The sequence below is a fragment of the Pseudomonas sp. DNDY-54 genome (assembly GCF_019880365.1).
Lineage (GTDB): Bacteria > Pseudomonadota > Gammaproteobacteria > Pseudomonadales > Pseudomonadaceae > Stutzerimonas > Stutzerimonas stutzeri_P.
The window spans coordinates 4,328,089-4,343,265 of the sequence record NZ_CP082271.1; the positions used below are offsets into that span (position 1 = coordinate 4,328,089).

The following is a 15,177-nucleotide window of genomic DNA, read 5'->3' on the forward strand; positions in this document are numbered from 1 at the left end:
AGTCCTATCGTGTGAGTACTAGCTAATAGTGCTAAGCCGAAGTCCCCCGATTCGGGCATGCCATGGAAATCCAGAAGCTGGTTCTGATTTTTCAGAATCGGCTGACACCACACCTGGTTTTCCGCGCATGCGCGGAAAACCAGGTCGATACACCGAGTATTCTCACACGGATTCCGCGCATGCGCGGGTTGGAAGCGCTGCAGCTTCCAAAGTCGAGATCATCCCCCTCCAGGCACTAGACATAGAGCCGCCCGCTCACTATTCGATAATATTTTCGGTGCCTAGGCATATCGAACTGGAATCGGTGCACTTGCTCTGAGCACTACCTCATAGAGCGGTGAATTTCTCGCCTGCTCAAAATGGAGGAAATGCACATGCGTAAAAGCGACTGGAAAGCCCAGGTCGGCCAGTTCAGCGACCGCGAAATAGCGAGGAGGTTTGGGGTGGGAGCGACTACCGTCCGCCGGTATCGAAAGGCCAACGGTATCGCCGAATTCAGCTTCAAGCTAGAACTTACACAATCGCTGATTGAGCGGCTGGCAGTACAGACGGACTACAGCCTATCCAAAGACCTCGGTATTCCCGCAAAAAGTATTAAGGAGGCTCGAACTGAGCTTGGTATTCCGGAGCCAAAACCCCTCCGGCCTAAGTTCCAACCGCTTGAGGAAATTTGGAACGAGCAAACGATCGCGCTTCTTGGCACTATGCCCGACTACGAGTTAGCCGATAGGCTAAAAGTTAGTAACTACCCAATCAAAGCGAAACGAAAAGAATTGGGAATAAAAGCATTTGAAAAATCATATCCAAAAATCACTGCTAAAATTGCAGCCGAGTTTGGTTTGACCTCTGACCGTATTTTAGCCGAGCGCCTAGGCGTTTCCCCCAGCTATATCCGTAGAGCGAGACTTAGATGGCTGGCGAAAGACGAACGACCTACCGTATAATTTTCATTAACTAGCTAACCCAAAGCGCCGTATGCTTTGCATAGCGGCGCGACTATCAGGTGTTATCCAGCCCGCCTCGGGAGCACCTAATTTAAAAATAGCGCTCTGGCTTATGCAGGTACAGTGCATCCATTAATGTCGAGGCAGTTTTAATGAAGATCAAGCCGATTCGTACTGATGGTGACCTAGCTACCGCTTTGGCGCTTTTGGAGCAACTGTGGGGTGCCCCGATCGGTACGCCAGAGGGTGATGCGCTAGAAGCGCTCGCAGCGTTGATCGAGAAATATGAAGACGAACACTATCCGATCCCACGTTCTGATCCCGTCGAGGCCATCAGATTCCGAATGGAACAGCATGGGCTCGGAGTGATCTAGCGCTCCCTGGGCATTCGCTCCAACCGACGCCATCCAGCCGCGCGAATCCCGCAATCGACAAGATGCTAGAAGCCTAGGGTCCGTAAGCCTCGCGATGGAGTAACAGGCTGATCACGACGTCCGTGATGACATCCATTTGATGTGCTCACTTCCAAGCAACCTACGGCTGCTTTCGGCCAGAAGCGGAAGCTGGCGACAGTGCATCGGGTGCCATGTTGTAGCCATCTGTCGATGGCAGCTTGCTGCAGACTGGTTTGTAGCACCTGTTGACAGCCTGCTGCCCCAGATTGATTAATAGCGGCAGATGAAAGCGCTTTACCGACTTGCCTTAACGTTAGAGAAGAGATTGAAGGCAAACTCGGGCTTTCTTGCGGCCTCTCCGCATGCTCTAACCACTCCAATTTGAATGGATGGTTTTCGCATGCCTGTTCGTCAGACATATCTATGCCTGTTAATCCTCGGAACCGCGTTCTGGGGGATTTCGTTTGCCTTCACCAAAGTGGGTGTTGCGGACGGGTCACCCTTCGTATTCCTGGGGTACAAGTTCGCACTCGCTACGCTAGTGCTTTGCGTGATCTTTTTCAGACGGCTGAAACTGATCAACAAAGAAACGCTCCTGGCCGGCGTGGCCATAGGTCTACCCTTGTGTTTGGGTAACATTTTCCAGACTGTCGGGCTTCAGCACACCAGCATCACCAACACCGCCTTCATCACTGGCCTGGATGTATTGCTCATCCCGGTCTTCAAGTGGGCTCTCTTTCGGAAGCGCGTCGAGCCTCGAATCTGGCTCTGCTGCGCCGTCGCGCTGACAGGGCTCTATCTGATCGTTACGAGGGCCGGGCTTACTCTGAATCCAGGTGACATCTGGATCATGTGCTGTGCAGTCTTTTTTGCCGCATATGTGCTCACGGTTGGCTTCTTCTCGCATAAGTACGACTCGATGCTTACGGTCATCACTGCGCTGGCTACCTGCGCTACTGGATGCCTTTTTGCTGCACTTTTCGACGCTAGGGCCGAATGGGCCCCAATGGATTCCTCCTTCTGGGAAGGAGTTCTGTTCTGCGCGTTGCTCGCCACAGCCTTCATGTACGCGGTTCAGAGTGCTGCGCAGAAGTATCTCGAAGAAGAAAAAGTAGCCCTGACCTACCTGTTCGAGCCCATCTTCGCAGCATTCGCGGGAGCGATGCTCCTTGGCGAAACCTTGGATGGAAGAACCCTGGCCGGTGCAGCTCTCATCTTTTCAGCTCTGCTGATCGCCGAGATTGATGTACCCAAGTTCTTATCCCGCCTGCTGCGCGCCCTGTTTGCCCCGTGGGCTAGGCGCCAATGAGTATTTGGATGGAATTCTGTGGAGGCTTTGGTCGGTAGCTGCCGGAGGCAGCATTTGGCCGATTGCAGCCGGTGACGACAGGCACCTGTCGGCCAAAAGCAGCCGCTCGGATATCTCTGCAAAAGCTGGGCTCTTCACTCGACGAAGAAATCGAGCCGTGTTGAGATCTGTGTCTATACTTTGACTGTTCAAAAATCTGGTTTAGCTCTTGGGGTATGGTGCATTTGTCATGCAGTTCTACTGAAGCTGGAGCATCGATTTTGCCTGGCTAGCATCACACAGAAACCATATTTCTAATGGGCAAACAGTCATTTTTTGGACCGCAGCGATATCGATGGATCTCATGAAAGCCAAAAATAAGGAATAGCTATATGTCTGGGACGTTTGAAATATACAACGACAAAGCGGGTGAATTTCGTTTTCGGCTCAAAGCCAACAATGGCCAAGCAATTCTGGCCAGCGAGGGCTACAAGGATAAGTCTGGATGTCTAAATGGAGTCGAGTCAGTCAAAAAAAATGCGCCTGATGATGCACGCTACGAGCGTAAGGCCAGCGGGGCTGACAAGTTTATGTTCAACCTTAAGGCGGGTAATCACCAAGTAGTCGGGACGAGCCAGTCATATGCCTCCGAAGCCTCACGCGACAAGGGTATCGAGTCGGTGAAAAACCACGCACCCGACGCTAAGGTTGTTGAGGTGGGCAATTAATCGCTTCAGTCTGTTCAAAATCACTTGGGCATTTCGTTGAGATGGGCGGCTGAGTATTCTTAATAGCCGCTTTTCCCTGCTCGGATGTGATCGACCGCTTCTGGCCGGTTGCAGCCGGTCAGACGTCTAGCTCGGTCTGTTACATCAGCGTAGGTTCTGAACCCTTTCGAGATGAAACGCATGGTAAAGATAGCCGGTGCAGGCAGCAGATCTACGATCTGCCTTCCACCGCGCGGAAGGTCAGCTTGCGAAGTATTTATTCCTTTACCTCACCACCCGAGGTGCGTAGTGATCGCTTAGTGCGGCCTCGTACCGCCCTAAGCAAATTTCGCAAATTTATTTAGGTAAATTACTCAGAACCCAGACGTTGAGAGCTTGCCGCAGTTCTTCATTCATATTTGAGTATGCCTGCTGCAGCATAGCTATTAGTCTTTCTTTATCAGACATTTTGGGTAGCCAATCATCAATGCATAGATGATCCACATTACGCCCAATGCGGATTGCAGCGATAACTAGGTCCGCTACAGCTCGTGTGTGGTTTGCAGAGTATGCCGCATCGCCTACGAATTCTATATCCAAGCTCTTTAACAGCTTAGAGCATTCGAACACACCGACATCACCTAGAAAGGCTGTCGTATCTATTTCGCAACCCAAGCCACATATGAAGCCAGTTGAACGTCTAGACCTCTGTACAAAGAAAGTTTGTAGGAAGTGCCAGTCCCCAGTTCCTGCGGCAGACGGAAGGTTTAGAGCGGCAATCCCACTGAGATACCTGTTCCGCGTGGTTTGAGGGATAACAATGCTAGACATAAGATCGAATCCATCACTAGCGTCATGTTCTGATCAATGAAGCCTTGCGCAGCATAAGACTATGATTGGTATACGCCTCACTGCATCCGGCGAGAGTGAGTACACGACGATTTCATAAGCCCCGCATATTGCTCTTATCATTCACTGAGCTAATAGGAGCAGAGTCATCTAGAAAGATTATTTTGCCAATAAATTCATGCATTTTCTCAAAGCTCCCAAAGAGAAGATGTAACACCCTCAAACTAACAGAAAGCTCATCTTCTAATGAATTGAATTTGGTACCAATTAAGCTTCGCTGGATATCCGAAATAGCTCGTTTTTTTAATTCTAGTAGATAATTCTTGTCATATCCAAGCTGTGAAGTGGTGTAGTCCGCGAGCCCTTCGAAACCGATGCCTAGCCATCTTTTCTCGCTTTGATAAATACCCGCTATAAAACTTGAGTAACGGTGCTCATTAATATCAAATTTTTCAAATTCTTCCCAATCATTAAAACTCAGACCACACTTGCAGTTATGCCAAAAACCGTCATCGGTTTCATTAAAAATTGAAAAACTTTTTGCACATGCTTGGCATTTATCTACCAAACGTACATTACAGTGTGAGCAAACAGTTACACGATGAAACTGATGCACTTTTCTCCAATAGCTAAATCCGTTTTGTTCCATGTCGTGCTTAGAGCATCTAAGGCAGATTTTAATGCTATGGTGAGCTATGTAGGAGTTTCTAACGGATCTGGTGGCTGAACTGTAATTGGACAAATATTCTACGTTTTTACCTGTAGTTAAATAAGCATGGACATCGTACCCAGTGCAAGAGCTTAGCAACAATTCTAAGCTATTAGCTGTGGTTCCAGTATTTAGTTCGGATAGTTTGGCAATGCTTTGCTTATTTATATGCCACTGGTTTATGCCGAATTTGGCATCGTGAAAATGTCTACTAACCGAACCGCTGACAATTCTGTCTCTAGCTAGAAGCGAATTTATCGTCTCGCCTGCCTGAGGTCTTACGACCAAACTGGATAACATCTATCACATCCGAAATAGCGATGGCCGAACGAGCTAGCCTTCGTGACCAGACCTTGAAACAGGTTTTATCCCCCAGAGACAGTTTTTATCCCTGAGGAACACTTCTTGGTGGTTTACAAATAATTCTGACAATTTCAGCCCCTTGGATCAGGGGCTGGGCCCGCTTTGAAGTTAGCATTGAGATAATAATATTTCGACAATTCGCATGGTGAGAACGATTAGATGCAGGATTTTTGCCAAAATATTCTGACAAATCTCAACACCCAAAGAGCGTAAACGGTTGGCTACCAGAATTTCCCGCCAGAGTAAGCTCACTACGGTAAGCAGTTTCGCGGGATTCGGATGCACCCGCTCTGAGGCCAGCGAGTGTTTACGATCAGCTCGCAAATCGTCTGCTGGGTCTGTTCTTCGGAATCGCGCCGGATGATAAACCTTCCACCGTTGCAGATTTTGTCATCGTAGGGCCACGCTTCGAAGGCTGCTTCCTCGCATCACTTGAATATTCTAGCGTCTGTTACTCCACAGGCCTTCGCTGTACACATACCGACCCATGTCATGGCGATTTGCTGGTCACTTAGGAGCTCGGGCTTCGACCTGCGGACCTCCTTCATTCCTCCCGCAGCCTCGGGGTACGCAAACATCCCACCGAATTTCGTCACGCCATGCTTGAAGTTGAAAGTATTGATATCATATGGACCAAAATGTCTAAACACTGACCTTAGAGGTAATGATAAATGTCCCGACTGGCAGAGTACCGTAAACTGGAAGAGCAATTGAAGTCGCAAATGGCCGAACTTGAGGCCATGAGAAACGACAAGAGCCTTAAAAAGGATATGGAATTTGAAGATAAGCTTCGCTCGCTGATGGGTGAATACAGCATTACTCTACCTAGTTTGATCAATATTCTTGACCCGCAGTTTGGGACTCGTCGCGCTCCGGTTCAGCAAGGCCCGACACCACGCCGTGCTCGTCAGGTCAAGACATACAAGAACCCTCACAGCGGTGAAATAGTTGCGACCAAAGGTGGCAATCACAAGGTCCTGAAAGGCTGGAAAGCAGAATATGGAACGGATGAGGTCGAAAGCTGGATCCAGTGATAGCTTAGATCCCTCTGGTTTCAATAAGAGGTCTAATTAAGGCCTCTTAAGTTACGCATGAATATGCATTGGCCGATCCGCCGAGCAGCACAAAGCAGTACGCCACGGATTAGCAGAGGTGGCCCGCTAGTTATATTGGCCATATCGCAAATCGCTAAATAGCGTGATTTTTAAAAGCCTGGCGCCTCGATCAGATAGCCCATTCCGCGAGCAGTTTGTATCAGCTTCGGCTCGAACTCATCATCAATCTTTGCCCTTAACCGGCGTACCGCCACCTCGATTACATTGGTATCGCTATCGAAGTTCATGTCCCATACTTGGGAGGCGATAAGTGACTTTGAGAGCACTTCCCCGCGACGCCTAAGCAATAGCTCAAGAAGTGCGAATTCCTTTGCAGTTAGGTCTATGCGTTTCCCCGATCGCGTAACCCGTCGTCTCAGCAAGTCCATCTCAAGGTCGAGGAGCTTGAGTATCGTTTGGTTGGGAGCATGGCTGCCGCGGCGAAGCAGCGTGCGTATCCTGGCAAGCAGTTCGGAGAAAGCAAACGGCTTGATGAGATAATCATCAGCGCCCAACTCCAATCCCTTTACTCGATCCTGAACCCCGTCTCGGGCGGTAAGGAATAGCACTGGAACGTCATTACCGGCAGCGCGGACATTCTTTAAAACCTGCCACCCATCCAAGCCAGGCATCATCACATCTAAGATGAGCAGGTCGTATTCCCCGTGAAGCGCATGCTGAGCAGCATCAGTCCCGTTCTCTACTCGATCGACAGTGAAGCCGGCCTCCGTGAGCCCCTGCTGTAGGTAGGTGCCTGTTTTCGGCTCGTCTTCAGCAACAAGAAGCTTCATAAGGTACTCCTGCAAGCATTTAGAACAGTGTGGCGGTTGTCGGTCCTTGCATCCAGTACCTTACAGAAACGTAATGCTCGCATCATCTGTCTGACAGCTTCTAGCGTTAACGTCTACACCAGCAGTTGCCCCCACACTCTGCTTTTTGGCCATTTCCATGCTCCTTTGGCCTATTGGCGCCTTGATGGCGCCTTTTTTTTTGCATGCTGGAACAGAACCTATTTACAGCAGGTAAAGATGCCATACACGCAACCTGCGCTTTCGCTTGTACTCACTTCTTCTGCGTTACTGACGAAACCGTAATGTTTCGATCAGGTTTCTGACAGGGACACTCGGTTAGCTTACACACAAGCCCAAGCCTCTGTTAATGGAGCTGCGCTGGGTCTCCCGTATCTTCGTAAACAAAGGTAAAAAGTCATGAAACTTTTCAAATCCCTTTCTGTACTGCTCGCCATCGCAGCAAGCTCTTCCTATGCAATGGCAGAAGGTGGTGGTGATCGTACCTTTGCTCGTATGGAGCAGGCTCGCCAAGTAGCGATCGCTAGTTATCAGGCTGACCAGAACGACCAAGCCCAGGAGCTAGCCGCGAAGGAAACTTCAGCGAAGCACGCTCATGCTAATTGCTGAAGCGAAACCGTACGCAGATTTGACTGCGCAGCTCTTAACTGTGGCAGCTTCTGCGATGTTATAGCTGCCACGGTGCTGGTATAGGCAGAAATGTTTGTAGAACCGGCGAAGCCGTTATAGCTACTTCGAACCATGGCTCGTCAAAAACCTAACCTAATATCTTCGCACCGAGCAGACCAAGTTTATACTGGCTAGTAGGTTACAACCCTCTTGAGCGGCTAAGATTTGATAATTATCCAATCTCATGAGGCCTTCTAGACTGCCCGCAAAGCCTGGAAAGATCCGCTGAAAAGCAGTGAATGAGCAACAAACTGCTAATGAACTGCTAGATTATGGCCGGACCTTTTTAGCGGCTCTTATCCAGCCCGCGGTTTAAGTAAAGCCAGCTAAAGTGACCGGAACTCTGATCGCAGACGTTTTCGGGGCGCTTTAAACTTACAAAAATGTAATCACGCGTTTTTCTTCGGCATGCCATATTTACGAATAATGGCGAGTCGCTTGATAAGACAGACCGTGCGCGAGCTTCTAAGATCGATTAACGCTGGCAACACCAACCCTAAAGGCTGGTTTCGGCTTGGCTCCTTAGCTTGATTGGAACGTACACATGCAACGTAAAACCTCTAGGCGAACCTTTGTTAAAGGCTTGACTGCCGCAGGCCTCCTTGGCGGTCTTGGCTTGTGGCGAGCTCCGGTCTGGGCAGTGAGTAGCCCAGGCCAGCCCAGCGTACTAACCGGCACGGAGTTCGATCTGCTGATTGGGGAGACGCCGGTCAATATCACCGGCGCGGCCCGGACAGCGATGACTATCAATGGGACCATCCCAGGGCCGCTTCTACGTTGGCGTGAAGGGGATACCGTCACGCTGCGCGTCAGGAATAAGCTGAGCGAAGATACATCGATTCACTGGCACGGCATGATCCTGCCGGCCAACATGGATGGCGTGCCTGGATTGAGCTTCCACGGCATCGCTCCCGATGGCATGTATGTATATAAGTTTCAGGTTAAACAAAACGGTACTTATTGGTACCACAGTCATTCAGGCCTACAAGAGCAGGTTGGTGTCTATGGCCCGTTGGTCATTGATGCTAAGGATCCCGAACCGTTCAGCTATGACCGCGACTATGTCGTCATGCTGACCGATTGGACCGATGAGGATCCCGCTCGAATCCTTTCTAAGCTCAAGAAGCAGTCAGATTATTACAACTTCCACAAGCGCACCGTCGGAGACTTCATTAACGACGTGAGCGAAGACGGCTGGGCCGCTACGATTGCGAATCGGAAAATGTGGGCTCAGATGAAGATGAGTCCCACCGACCTCGCCGACGTAAGCGGTTACACCTATACCTATCTAATGAACGGCCAAGCACCAGACGGGAACTGGACCGGTATCTTTAAGCCCGGCGAGAAGCTTCGCCTGCGGTTCATCAATGGCTCGGCCATGAGCTATTTCGATGTCCGCATTCCAGGGCTGAAGATGACTGTAGTCGCAGCCGATGGCCAATACGTCAACCCAGTTAGCGTCGATGAATTCCGCATTGCCACGGCAGAAACCTACGATGTGATTGTGGAGCCTGCTACCAAGGAGGCTTACACGATCTTCGCTCAATCGATGGACCGCACAGGGTACGCCCGAGGCACGCTGGCGATTGCCGAAGGGCTAAGCGCTGCTGTTCCAAAAACCGATCCTCGACCAATAATCACTATGGACGACATGGGAATGGATCACGGCAGCATGGGCGGTATGGCGGGCATGGACCATGGCGAGGGCATGCAGGGCGACATGAGTGGGATGGACCATAGCAACATGTCCAGCATGAACCACGGTGACATGCAAGGGATGGGCGGCATGGGCGCAATGGCCGGAATGGATCACAGCAAAATGGCTGGGATGTCTGGGATGGACCACTCTGCAATGGCCGGGGTGAGCGCAGCTATGCAATCGCACCCGCTCTCTGAGTCCAATAACCCGCTGGTGGACATGCAGACCATGAGCCCAACGCATAGGCTGAATGATCCAGGTATTGGCTTACGAGACAACGGCCGCCGAGTCCTGACCTATGGCGACTTGAGAAGCACTTTCCCGGATCCGGACGGCCGTGAGCCAAGTCGAACAATAGAACTCCATCTCACCGGCCACATGGAGAAGTTCTCCTGGTCATTTGACGGCATAGAGTTCTCTGATTCGGAACCCCTGCGGCTCAAATATGGAGAGCGGGTACGCATCACTTTGGTCAACGACACCATGATGACCCATCCAATTCACCTCCACGGTATGTGGAGTGATCTTGAAGATGAGAATGGGCAGTTCATGGTTCGCAAGCACACGATCGACATGCCTCCAGGTTCGAAGCGCAGCTACCGCGTAACAGCTGATGCGCTCGGTCGCTGGGCCTATCACTGTCACCTACTGCTTCACATGGAAATGGGCATGTTTCGTGAAGTCCGAGTGGATGAATAAGAGGAACCTTATATGGGAAATTCTATGAAGCGTAAAACTCTTATCGGCAGCGCTCTTATGTTTAGTTTGCTGGGCGTAATGAATATGTCAGCTGCGTTTGCAGAGCAAAAGCATGATCAGCACAAGCAATCATCGGCTTCATCGCAGAATCAAGGCAACAAGCCGGCATCTCAGACACAAGGCACCTCTAACTCAAAAATGAACCACGGCGACATGGATCATGGCTCGATGGACCATGGAGAAATGGAGCACGGCAAGATGGATCATGACCCCAAGGCCACTGATACTGAGGTGGATTCGCACCATGACCACTAGACTTTCTCGCTTTGCTCTGATTGCGCTCGGAGTTTCGTTGAGCGCAGCGGCTGGAGGGACAGCCAACGCTGCCGAGATGATGGATCACTCGATGCATCAAACCCCTCCCACTGAGGCAGCTCAAGCCCCTGCATCTTCAGCCAAGCCCGCAGCTAAGAATCATGGCTCCGGTGGGCAAATGGACCACTCCGCAATGGGTCATGATGCGATGGACCATAGCAAGATGAACCATGGCCAAATGAAGCATGACGATACGCTCGAAATGCCCGGCATGGTTCATCCCTCGTTCATTCCAGTATTGACCGATGCGGATAGAGAAGCGGCTTTCCCTGGTCTTCAAGGTCATACGGTCCATGACAAGTATCTGGCCTGGTTTCTTCTGCTAGATCAACTTGAGTACCAGAACGCAAATGAAGGTAGCACCCTCAGTTGGGAAGCTACTGCCTGGGTTGGTGGCGATATCAATCGATTCTGGTTTCGCTCGGAAGGTGAGCGAACGAATGGCGTTACTGAAGACGCGGAAATTCAGGCGCTCTACGGGCGTGCCATCAGCCCCTGGTGGGATGTGGTAGCAGGTGTTCGCCAGGACTTTAAGCCAGAGTCGCCGCAGACGTGGGCGGCTTTAGGCGTCCAGGGGATGGCTCTGTATGGGTTTGAGGCGGAAGCCACCGCCTTCGTCGGTGAAGGTGGGCAGACAGCAGCACGTTTTGAAGGCGAGTACGACATTCTCCTCACTAACCGGCTCATCCTCCAACCGACTGCCGAGCTCAATTTCTATGGCAAGGACGATCCTGCACACGGAGTGGGCGCTGGTCTCGCAAATACAGAGGTGGGGCTCCGCCTCCGATACGAAATCGTTCGTGAGTTCGCACCGTACATCGGCGTCACGTGGAGCCGGGCATACGGTAATACCGCTGATATGGCGAGAGATGACGGCGAAGACCTAGATGAGGCGCGGTTCGTTGCTGGCATCAGGCTTTGGTTTTAAGGTCCCTCGATGAAAAGAATAATTATTAGCTTCGCTGCCTTCTGTGCTCTAGGCCTGTTGGTAGTGGCCGGAGTTGTTTTCTCAGGACTGATTAGCGTTGCCGCGGATGATCCTCATACGGGAGTCGTGCACGCATTCCTGGAAACTGCTCGCAATCGCTCGATTGAGGCTCGCTCCGAAGACATAGCCGTGCCATCTCTCGACGATGAAGACCAAATCCGCGCCGGGGCGGGGAACTACGACTCGATGTGTGTGGGTTGTCATTTGGCGCCAGGCATGGCTGAGACCGAGCTAAGCAATGGCCTTTATCCCCCTCCTCCCAGCCTGGCTGAGGCGGGGCTATACGATGACCCAGCAAAAACATTTTGGGTCATCAAGCATGGCATTAAGGCCACTGGGATGCCCGCGTGGGGTAAAAGCATGGCTGACCCGTACATCTGGGGAATGGTGGCTTTTCTGCAGAAGCTTCCTGAGTTAGATGAAGGAGCGTATCGAGCACTCGTTGCGTCTAGCGGTGGTCACCAGCATGGTGGTGGGGAGACCCCAGCTGGGCATAGTGAGCAACACGGCGAGATGGCCTCGGGCGACCACCATCAGGGCGACAGTGGCGGCTCGGATCACCATGGCTCCAGCAGCACAGGTGGAGCATCCGGCCAATCAGGCTCCGGTCATCATGGTAATAACGAAAGCGATGACCATCATGCGTCCGAGGAGCCCCAGGCGGTTGAGCACAGCAATGGCAGTGACAGTGCCGATGCGGAAGGCAAATCCCCTTCAAAAAACCATGTGCACGCAGACGGGAAGCAACACGAGCACTAACATCCGGTATATGTGTGCCTATGCGGTTCTGATCGAGGCTCTAAGAAAGGCGGTTCAGCAAGCAGAGGATCGGCCCTAGGCCATCCTAGTCGACGCAACGGTACCGGAGGGCTTTGCAATTGCTTCCTTCCTAAAAGTTAGGCCGCAAGGCCAGTAACTTACCTAGTTAAGCGGCTTGCGCTCCGGCCGTTCCCCAACGAATACTCCCAGTCGTGGCGACAGGGAGCTCCCTCATTTTCAACTCAATCATCTCGAACAGACTAGCGAAGCCGTACAGGCAATCTGACGGCCACATCGCCACCAACTGCGCCCGCAGATCCCCGGTGCGGTTGGACTTACCTTACAACATTGTAATGAGGTTTTTCGAAACGGGCTCGGTAGGAGCGTGTCGTAATTCAGTGTCTGCTAACAGGCTGATGAGCCATATCGGCCAGTAAGCAAACGACGAAATACAACTATCGAACCCTGGAGAACGTAAATGACAAACTCAATGTTCGCATCCTGTATCCAAGCTTGTTCGAACTGTGCCCTAGTGTGCGAAATGTGCGCCTCTGCTTGCCTACGCGAGGATGATGTAAAAATGATGGCTCGCTGCATCGAGCTTGACCGCGACTGCGCGGACATTTGCAGGTTGGCTGCCACACTGATGAGCCGCGAAAGTGAATATGCTAAGGAGTTCTGCGCCCTTTGCGCCAAGATCTGCCGTGCATGCGGAGAGGAATGCGCGAAGCATGAAATGGATCATTGCCAAGAGTGTGCGAAGGCGTGCATGAACTGCGCTGAGGAATGTGAGCGAATGGCAGGATAACATCCGTAACTCACTGCTCTGGCACTACTAAATTGGGAGTGTCAGAGCCCCTCGAAGAATAAGAAAAGCCATGGTGCGCTTAATGTTCGCGCCTCCATGACATATCGAAAAAGTGCGTACGATACCCGCAACTGCCAAGAGCGAATCAATCCCTGTCCAGCAGCATTTCATTCCAAAGCGAAATACGAATAGTTACGCGCTAGCAACTCTTACTTAGCCACCGATGATCGCCACCGTAACGGTCTATTCTCTTGCCACTGTCTCCCGATTGAGCGCTGAAAACTAATTGAGTGAATTAGCATGAAAGCTCCTGGCAAAAAGGCGGTCCAACAACAACCAAGCGGGCCATGCGACCTTATTTTGCTGGGAGAAAACGAAAATGGTTTTGCGAATATTCCCATCGCAGCGATTGGCTTTGCTGCTAGTACTGCTCGCCGTTCTGCAACTCAGTGGCTGCGCCGTTTCCCCGCGCCTGAAACCAAGCGACCAGCCAAGCGTTGCTCGCAAAACCTTTGTCATCACTGGTGCCTCCAGTGGCTTCGGCCGCGGCGTGGCGCTCAAGCTTGCCGCTCTGCAAGGCGACGTGGTGCTAGCGGCCCGCCGGACCGACGTGCTCGAAGAACTGGCCGCGCAGATACGCATGGCTGGAGGATCGGCACTGGTGGTGACCACCGACGTGAGCAACCCGAACGAGATGCAGGACTTGGCACGAGCCGCCATCGAGCGTTTCGGCAGGATCGACGTTTGGATTAACAACGCTGCGGTCGGAGCGCTGGGTCGTTTCGAGGACGTTCCCGTCGAGGACCATGCGCGGATCGTGGATGTCAATCTTAAGGGCATGATCTATGGCAGCCACGCAGCCATGCGCCAGTTCAGAGCTCAAGGCTTCGGCACGCTTGTCAACGTGGGCTCAGTCGAGAGCGAGATACCGCTGGCTTATCATGCCTCCTCCGCAGCGACCAAAGGTGGCGTCATAAATCTCGGCGCGGCAATCGCTGAGGAGATTCGCCTGAGCGGTAGCGAGACCATCAATGTCGCCACCGTCATGCCCTGGGCTGTGGACACACCGTTTCTGGTAATCAATTTGCCCTTTCTAGTTCATTGATCAGGGACTTCATTTCTGCGATTTCTCGGCGCTGAGCGTCGATGATTTCGTCAGCTAACTTGCGGACGCGAGGATCTGAAATCTGAGCTCGTTCACTTGTTAGGATTGCTATGGAATGGTGGGGGATCATGGCCTTCATGTAGTCCGTGTCGTCTACCGTCGCTTGCCCACGTACAAGCCATAGTGCAATGGTAAAAGCTACTGCACTTCCTGCCAATATCGCTAGGTTTATTGACTTACGCTTATACATGTTGAGCATGAATGCGAGCATGACTACTGCCATTACCGCGCCCATCACTAATGCCATCCAAGCGCGAGTCTCGCTCCAAAAAACATGCTCGAACGAGTAAGTATTTAAGTACATCACGCCATACATAATGATCGTAGACGTGGCTACCATCGCTGCAAAGCGCCAGTAAGACATTTGCATAGTTAGACCTCTTTAATGATTGCTGCTGGATCGGCGACTCAACGTGTTCGCGCAGCCCTGCTTAGAAGTGGCTTTCGAATGCTCTCCTAAAAACGGACAAGCCGAAGATGATGAGGTTTCGATTTTTTGAGAAGCTTACAAAAATGTAATCATCGACCGCTTTAAGACCGGCTTAAAGCGCTGCCAGCGCTGTACTACGCGTAATGTTCCCCTGAACTAATCAATCGCTAATAGCTTATAAGCAGACAATACCAACGTCGCGCTATGGACCACTGCGCGAAAGAGCGGGCCCACTAAGATGGCCTTCAAGCCTTGAGACCCGACTACTCGGCTTAGCAAGCCCAAAGAGTTATCGTGAGCAATAGAACACTCGGAGAGAACAATTCAGCACCCAGCATATGCCACGTTCTTGTCGAGTGTGACCGCAGGGTTAGTATTCGCACATTAGATGTGTGGCGGCTAAGACGGCTGGGTGTAGCTGGCTCCA

General features: G+C 51.5%; 14 protein-coding genes and 2 pseudogenes. 12 read left to right on the forward strand and 4 right to left on the reverse strand.

Features of this window, described 5'->3' with window-relative positions:
- Nucleotides 1-374: 374 nt before the first annotated feature.
- From K4O48_RS20005 to K4O48_RS20020, 4 genes and pseudogenes are all read left to right on the forward strand, one after another.
- Nucleotides 375-944 carry a hypothetical protein gene (locus tag K4O48_RS20005; RefSeq protein ID WP_019340971.1) on the forward strand — a complete coding sequence of 190 codons (570 nt, stop codon included), beginning with the start codon at nt 375-377 and terminating at the stop codon, nt 942-944.
- 152 nt (nt 945-1,096) lie between these two features.
- A pseudogene (locus tag K4O48_RS20010) lies at nt 1,097-1,306 on the forward strand (type II toxin-antitoxin system HigA family antitoxin); the annotation flags it as partial.
- Nucleotides 1,307-1,739: 433 nt separating this feature from the next.
- The gene (locus tag K4O48_RS20015) at nt 1,740-2,648 is read left to right on the forward strand and encodes a DMT family transporter (protein WP_003291567.1); all 909 of its coding nucleotides are present in this window, start codon (nt 1,740-1,742) and stop codon (nt 2,646-2,648) included.
- A 371-nt stretch (nt 2,649-3,019) separates the two neighbouring features.
- On the forward strand, nt 3,020-3,355 hold the full coding sequence (locus K4O48_RS20020; protein ID WP_003118434.1) for a YegP family protein: 336 nt from the start codon (nt 3,020-3,022) through the stop codon (nt 3,353-3,355).
- A 922-nt stretch (nt 3,356-4,277) separates the two neighbouring features.
- Here K4O48_RS20020 and K4O48_RS20555 read toward each other — a convergent pair.
- The gene (locus K4O48_RS20555) at nt 4,278-4,799 is read right to left on the reverse strand and encodes a hypothetical protein (protein ID WP_260523675.1); all 522 of its coding nucleotides are present in this window, start codon (nt 4,797-4,799) and stop codon (nt 4,278-4,280) included.
- Between the two features lie 9 nt (nt 4,800-4,808).
- A pseudogene (locus tag K4O48_RS20790) lies at nt 4,809-5,192 on the reverse strand (hypothetical protein); the annotation flags it as partial.
- 734 nt (nt 5,193-5,926) lie between these two features.
- Between K4O48_RS20790 and K4O48_RS20030 the strand changes: the two are divergent.
- Nucleotides 5,927-6,289, forward strand: a complete 363-nt coding sequence (locus tag K4O48_RS20030; RefSeq protein ID WP_014822230.1) for a histone-like nucleoid-structuring protein, MvaT/MvaU family — start codon at nt 5,927-5,929, stop codon at nt 6,287-6,289.
- 170 nt (nt 6,290-6,459) lie between these two features.
- Here the strand turns inward: K4O48_RS20030 and K4O48_RS20035 are convergent, their stop codons facing one another.
- The gene (locus K4O48_RS20035) at nt 6,460-7,140 is read right to left on the reverse strand and encodes a heavy metal response regulator transcription factor (RefSeq protein WP_014822231.1); all 681 of its coding nucleotides are present in this window, start codon (nt 7,138-7,140) and stop codon (nt 6,460-6,462) included.
- Between the two features lie 417 nt (nt 7,141-7,557).
- On the opposite strand from K4O48_RS20035, the gene K4O48_RS20040 reads away from it, so the two are divergent.
- The 7 genes from K4O48_RS20040 to K4O48_RS20070 all read left to right on the forward strand — a co-directional run bounded on the left by K4O48_RS20040 (nt 7,558) and on the right by K4O48_RS20070 (nt 14,260).
- Nucleotides 7,558-7,767 carry a co-regulatory protein PtrA N-terminal domain-containing protein gene (locus K4O48_RS20040; RefSeq protein ID WP_023444727.1) on the forward strand — a complete coding sequence of 70 codons (210 nt, stop codon included), beginning with the start codon at nt 7,558-7,560 and terminating at the stop codon, nt 7,765-7,767.
- 604 nt (nt 7,768-8,371) lie between these two features.
- A complete protein-coding gene (locus K4O48_RS20045; RefSeq protein ID WP_102845802.1) occupies nt 8,372-10,225 on the forward strand; it encodes a copper resistance system multicopper oxidase in 1,854 nt (617 codons plus the stop codon).
- A 24-nt stretch (nt 10,226-10,249) separates the two neighbouring features.
- On the forward strand, nt 10,250-10,540 hold the full coding sequence (locus tag K4O48_RS20050) for a hypothetical protein (protein ID WP_178081553.1): 291 nt from the start codon (nt 10,250-10,252) through the stop codon (nt 10,538-10,540).
- Nucleotides 10,530-11,528, forward strand: a complete 999-nt coding sequence (locus K4O48_RS20055; protein ID WP_222910127.1) for a copper resistance protein B — start codon at nt 10,530-10,532, stop codon at nt 11,526-11,528. The genes K4O48_RS20050 and K4O48_RS20055 overlap by 11 nt, the downstream gene beginning before the upstream one ends.
- A gap of 9 nt (nt 11,529-11,537) precedes the next feature.
- A complete protein-coding gene (locus K4O48_RS20060) occupies nt 11,538-12,347 on the forward strand; it encodes a cytochrome c (protein ID WP_222910128.1) in 810 nt (269 codons plus the stop codon).
- A 478-nt stretch (nt 12,348-12,825) separates the two neighbouring features.
- Nucleotides 12,826-13,155 carry a four-helix bundle copper-binding protein gene (locus tag K4O48_RS20065; RefSeq protein ID WP_041754615.1) on the forward strand — a complete coding sequence of 110 codons (330 nt, stop codon included), beginning with the start codon at nt 12,826-12,828 and terminating at the stop codon, nt 13,153-13,155.
- Between the two features lie 379 nt (nt 13,156-13,534).
- On the forward strand, nt 13,535-14,260 hold the full coding sequence (locus K4O48_RS20070) for an SDR family NAD(P)-dependent oxidoreductase (RefSeq protein ID WP_014822238.1): 726 nt from the start codon (nt 13,535-13,537) through the stop codon (nt 14,258-14,260).
- Here K4O48_RS20070 and K4O48_RS20075 read toward each other — a convergent pair.
- Nucleotides 14,235-14,690, reverse strand: coding sequence for a DUF305 domain-containing protein (locus K4O48_RS20075; protein ID WP_014822239.1), 456 nt, complete (start codon nt 14,688-14,690; stop codon nt 14,235-14,237). The two genes, K4O48_RS20070 and K4O48_RS20075, sit on opposite strands and share 26 nt — an antisense overlap.
- Nucleotides 14,691-15,177: the final 487 nt, after the last annotated feature.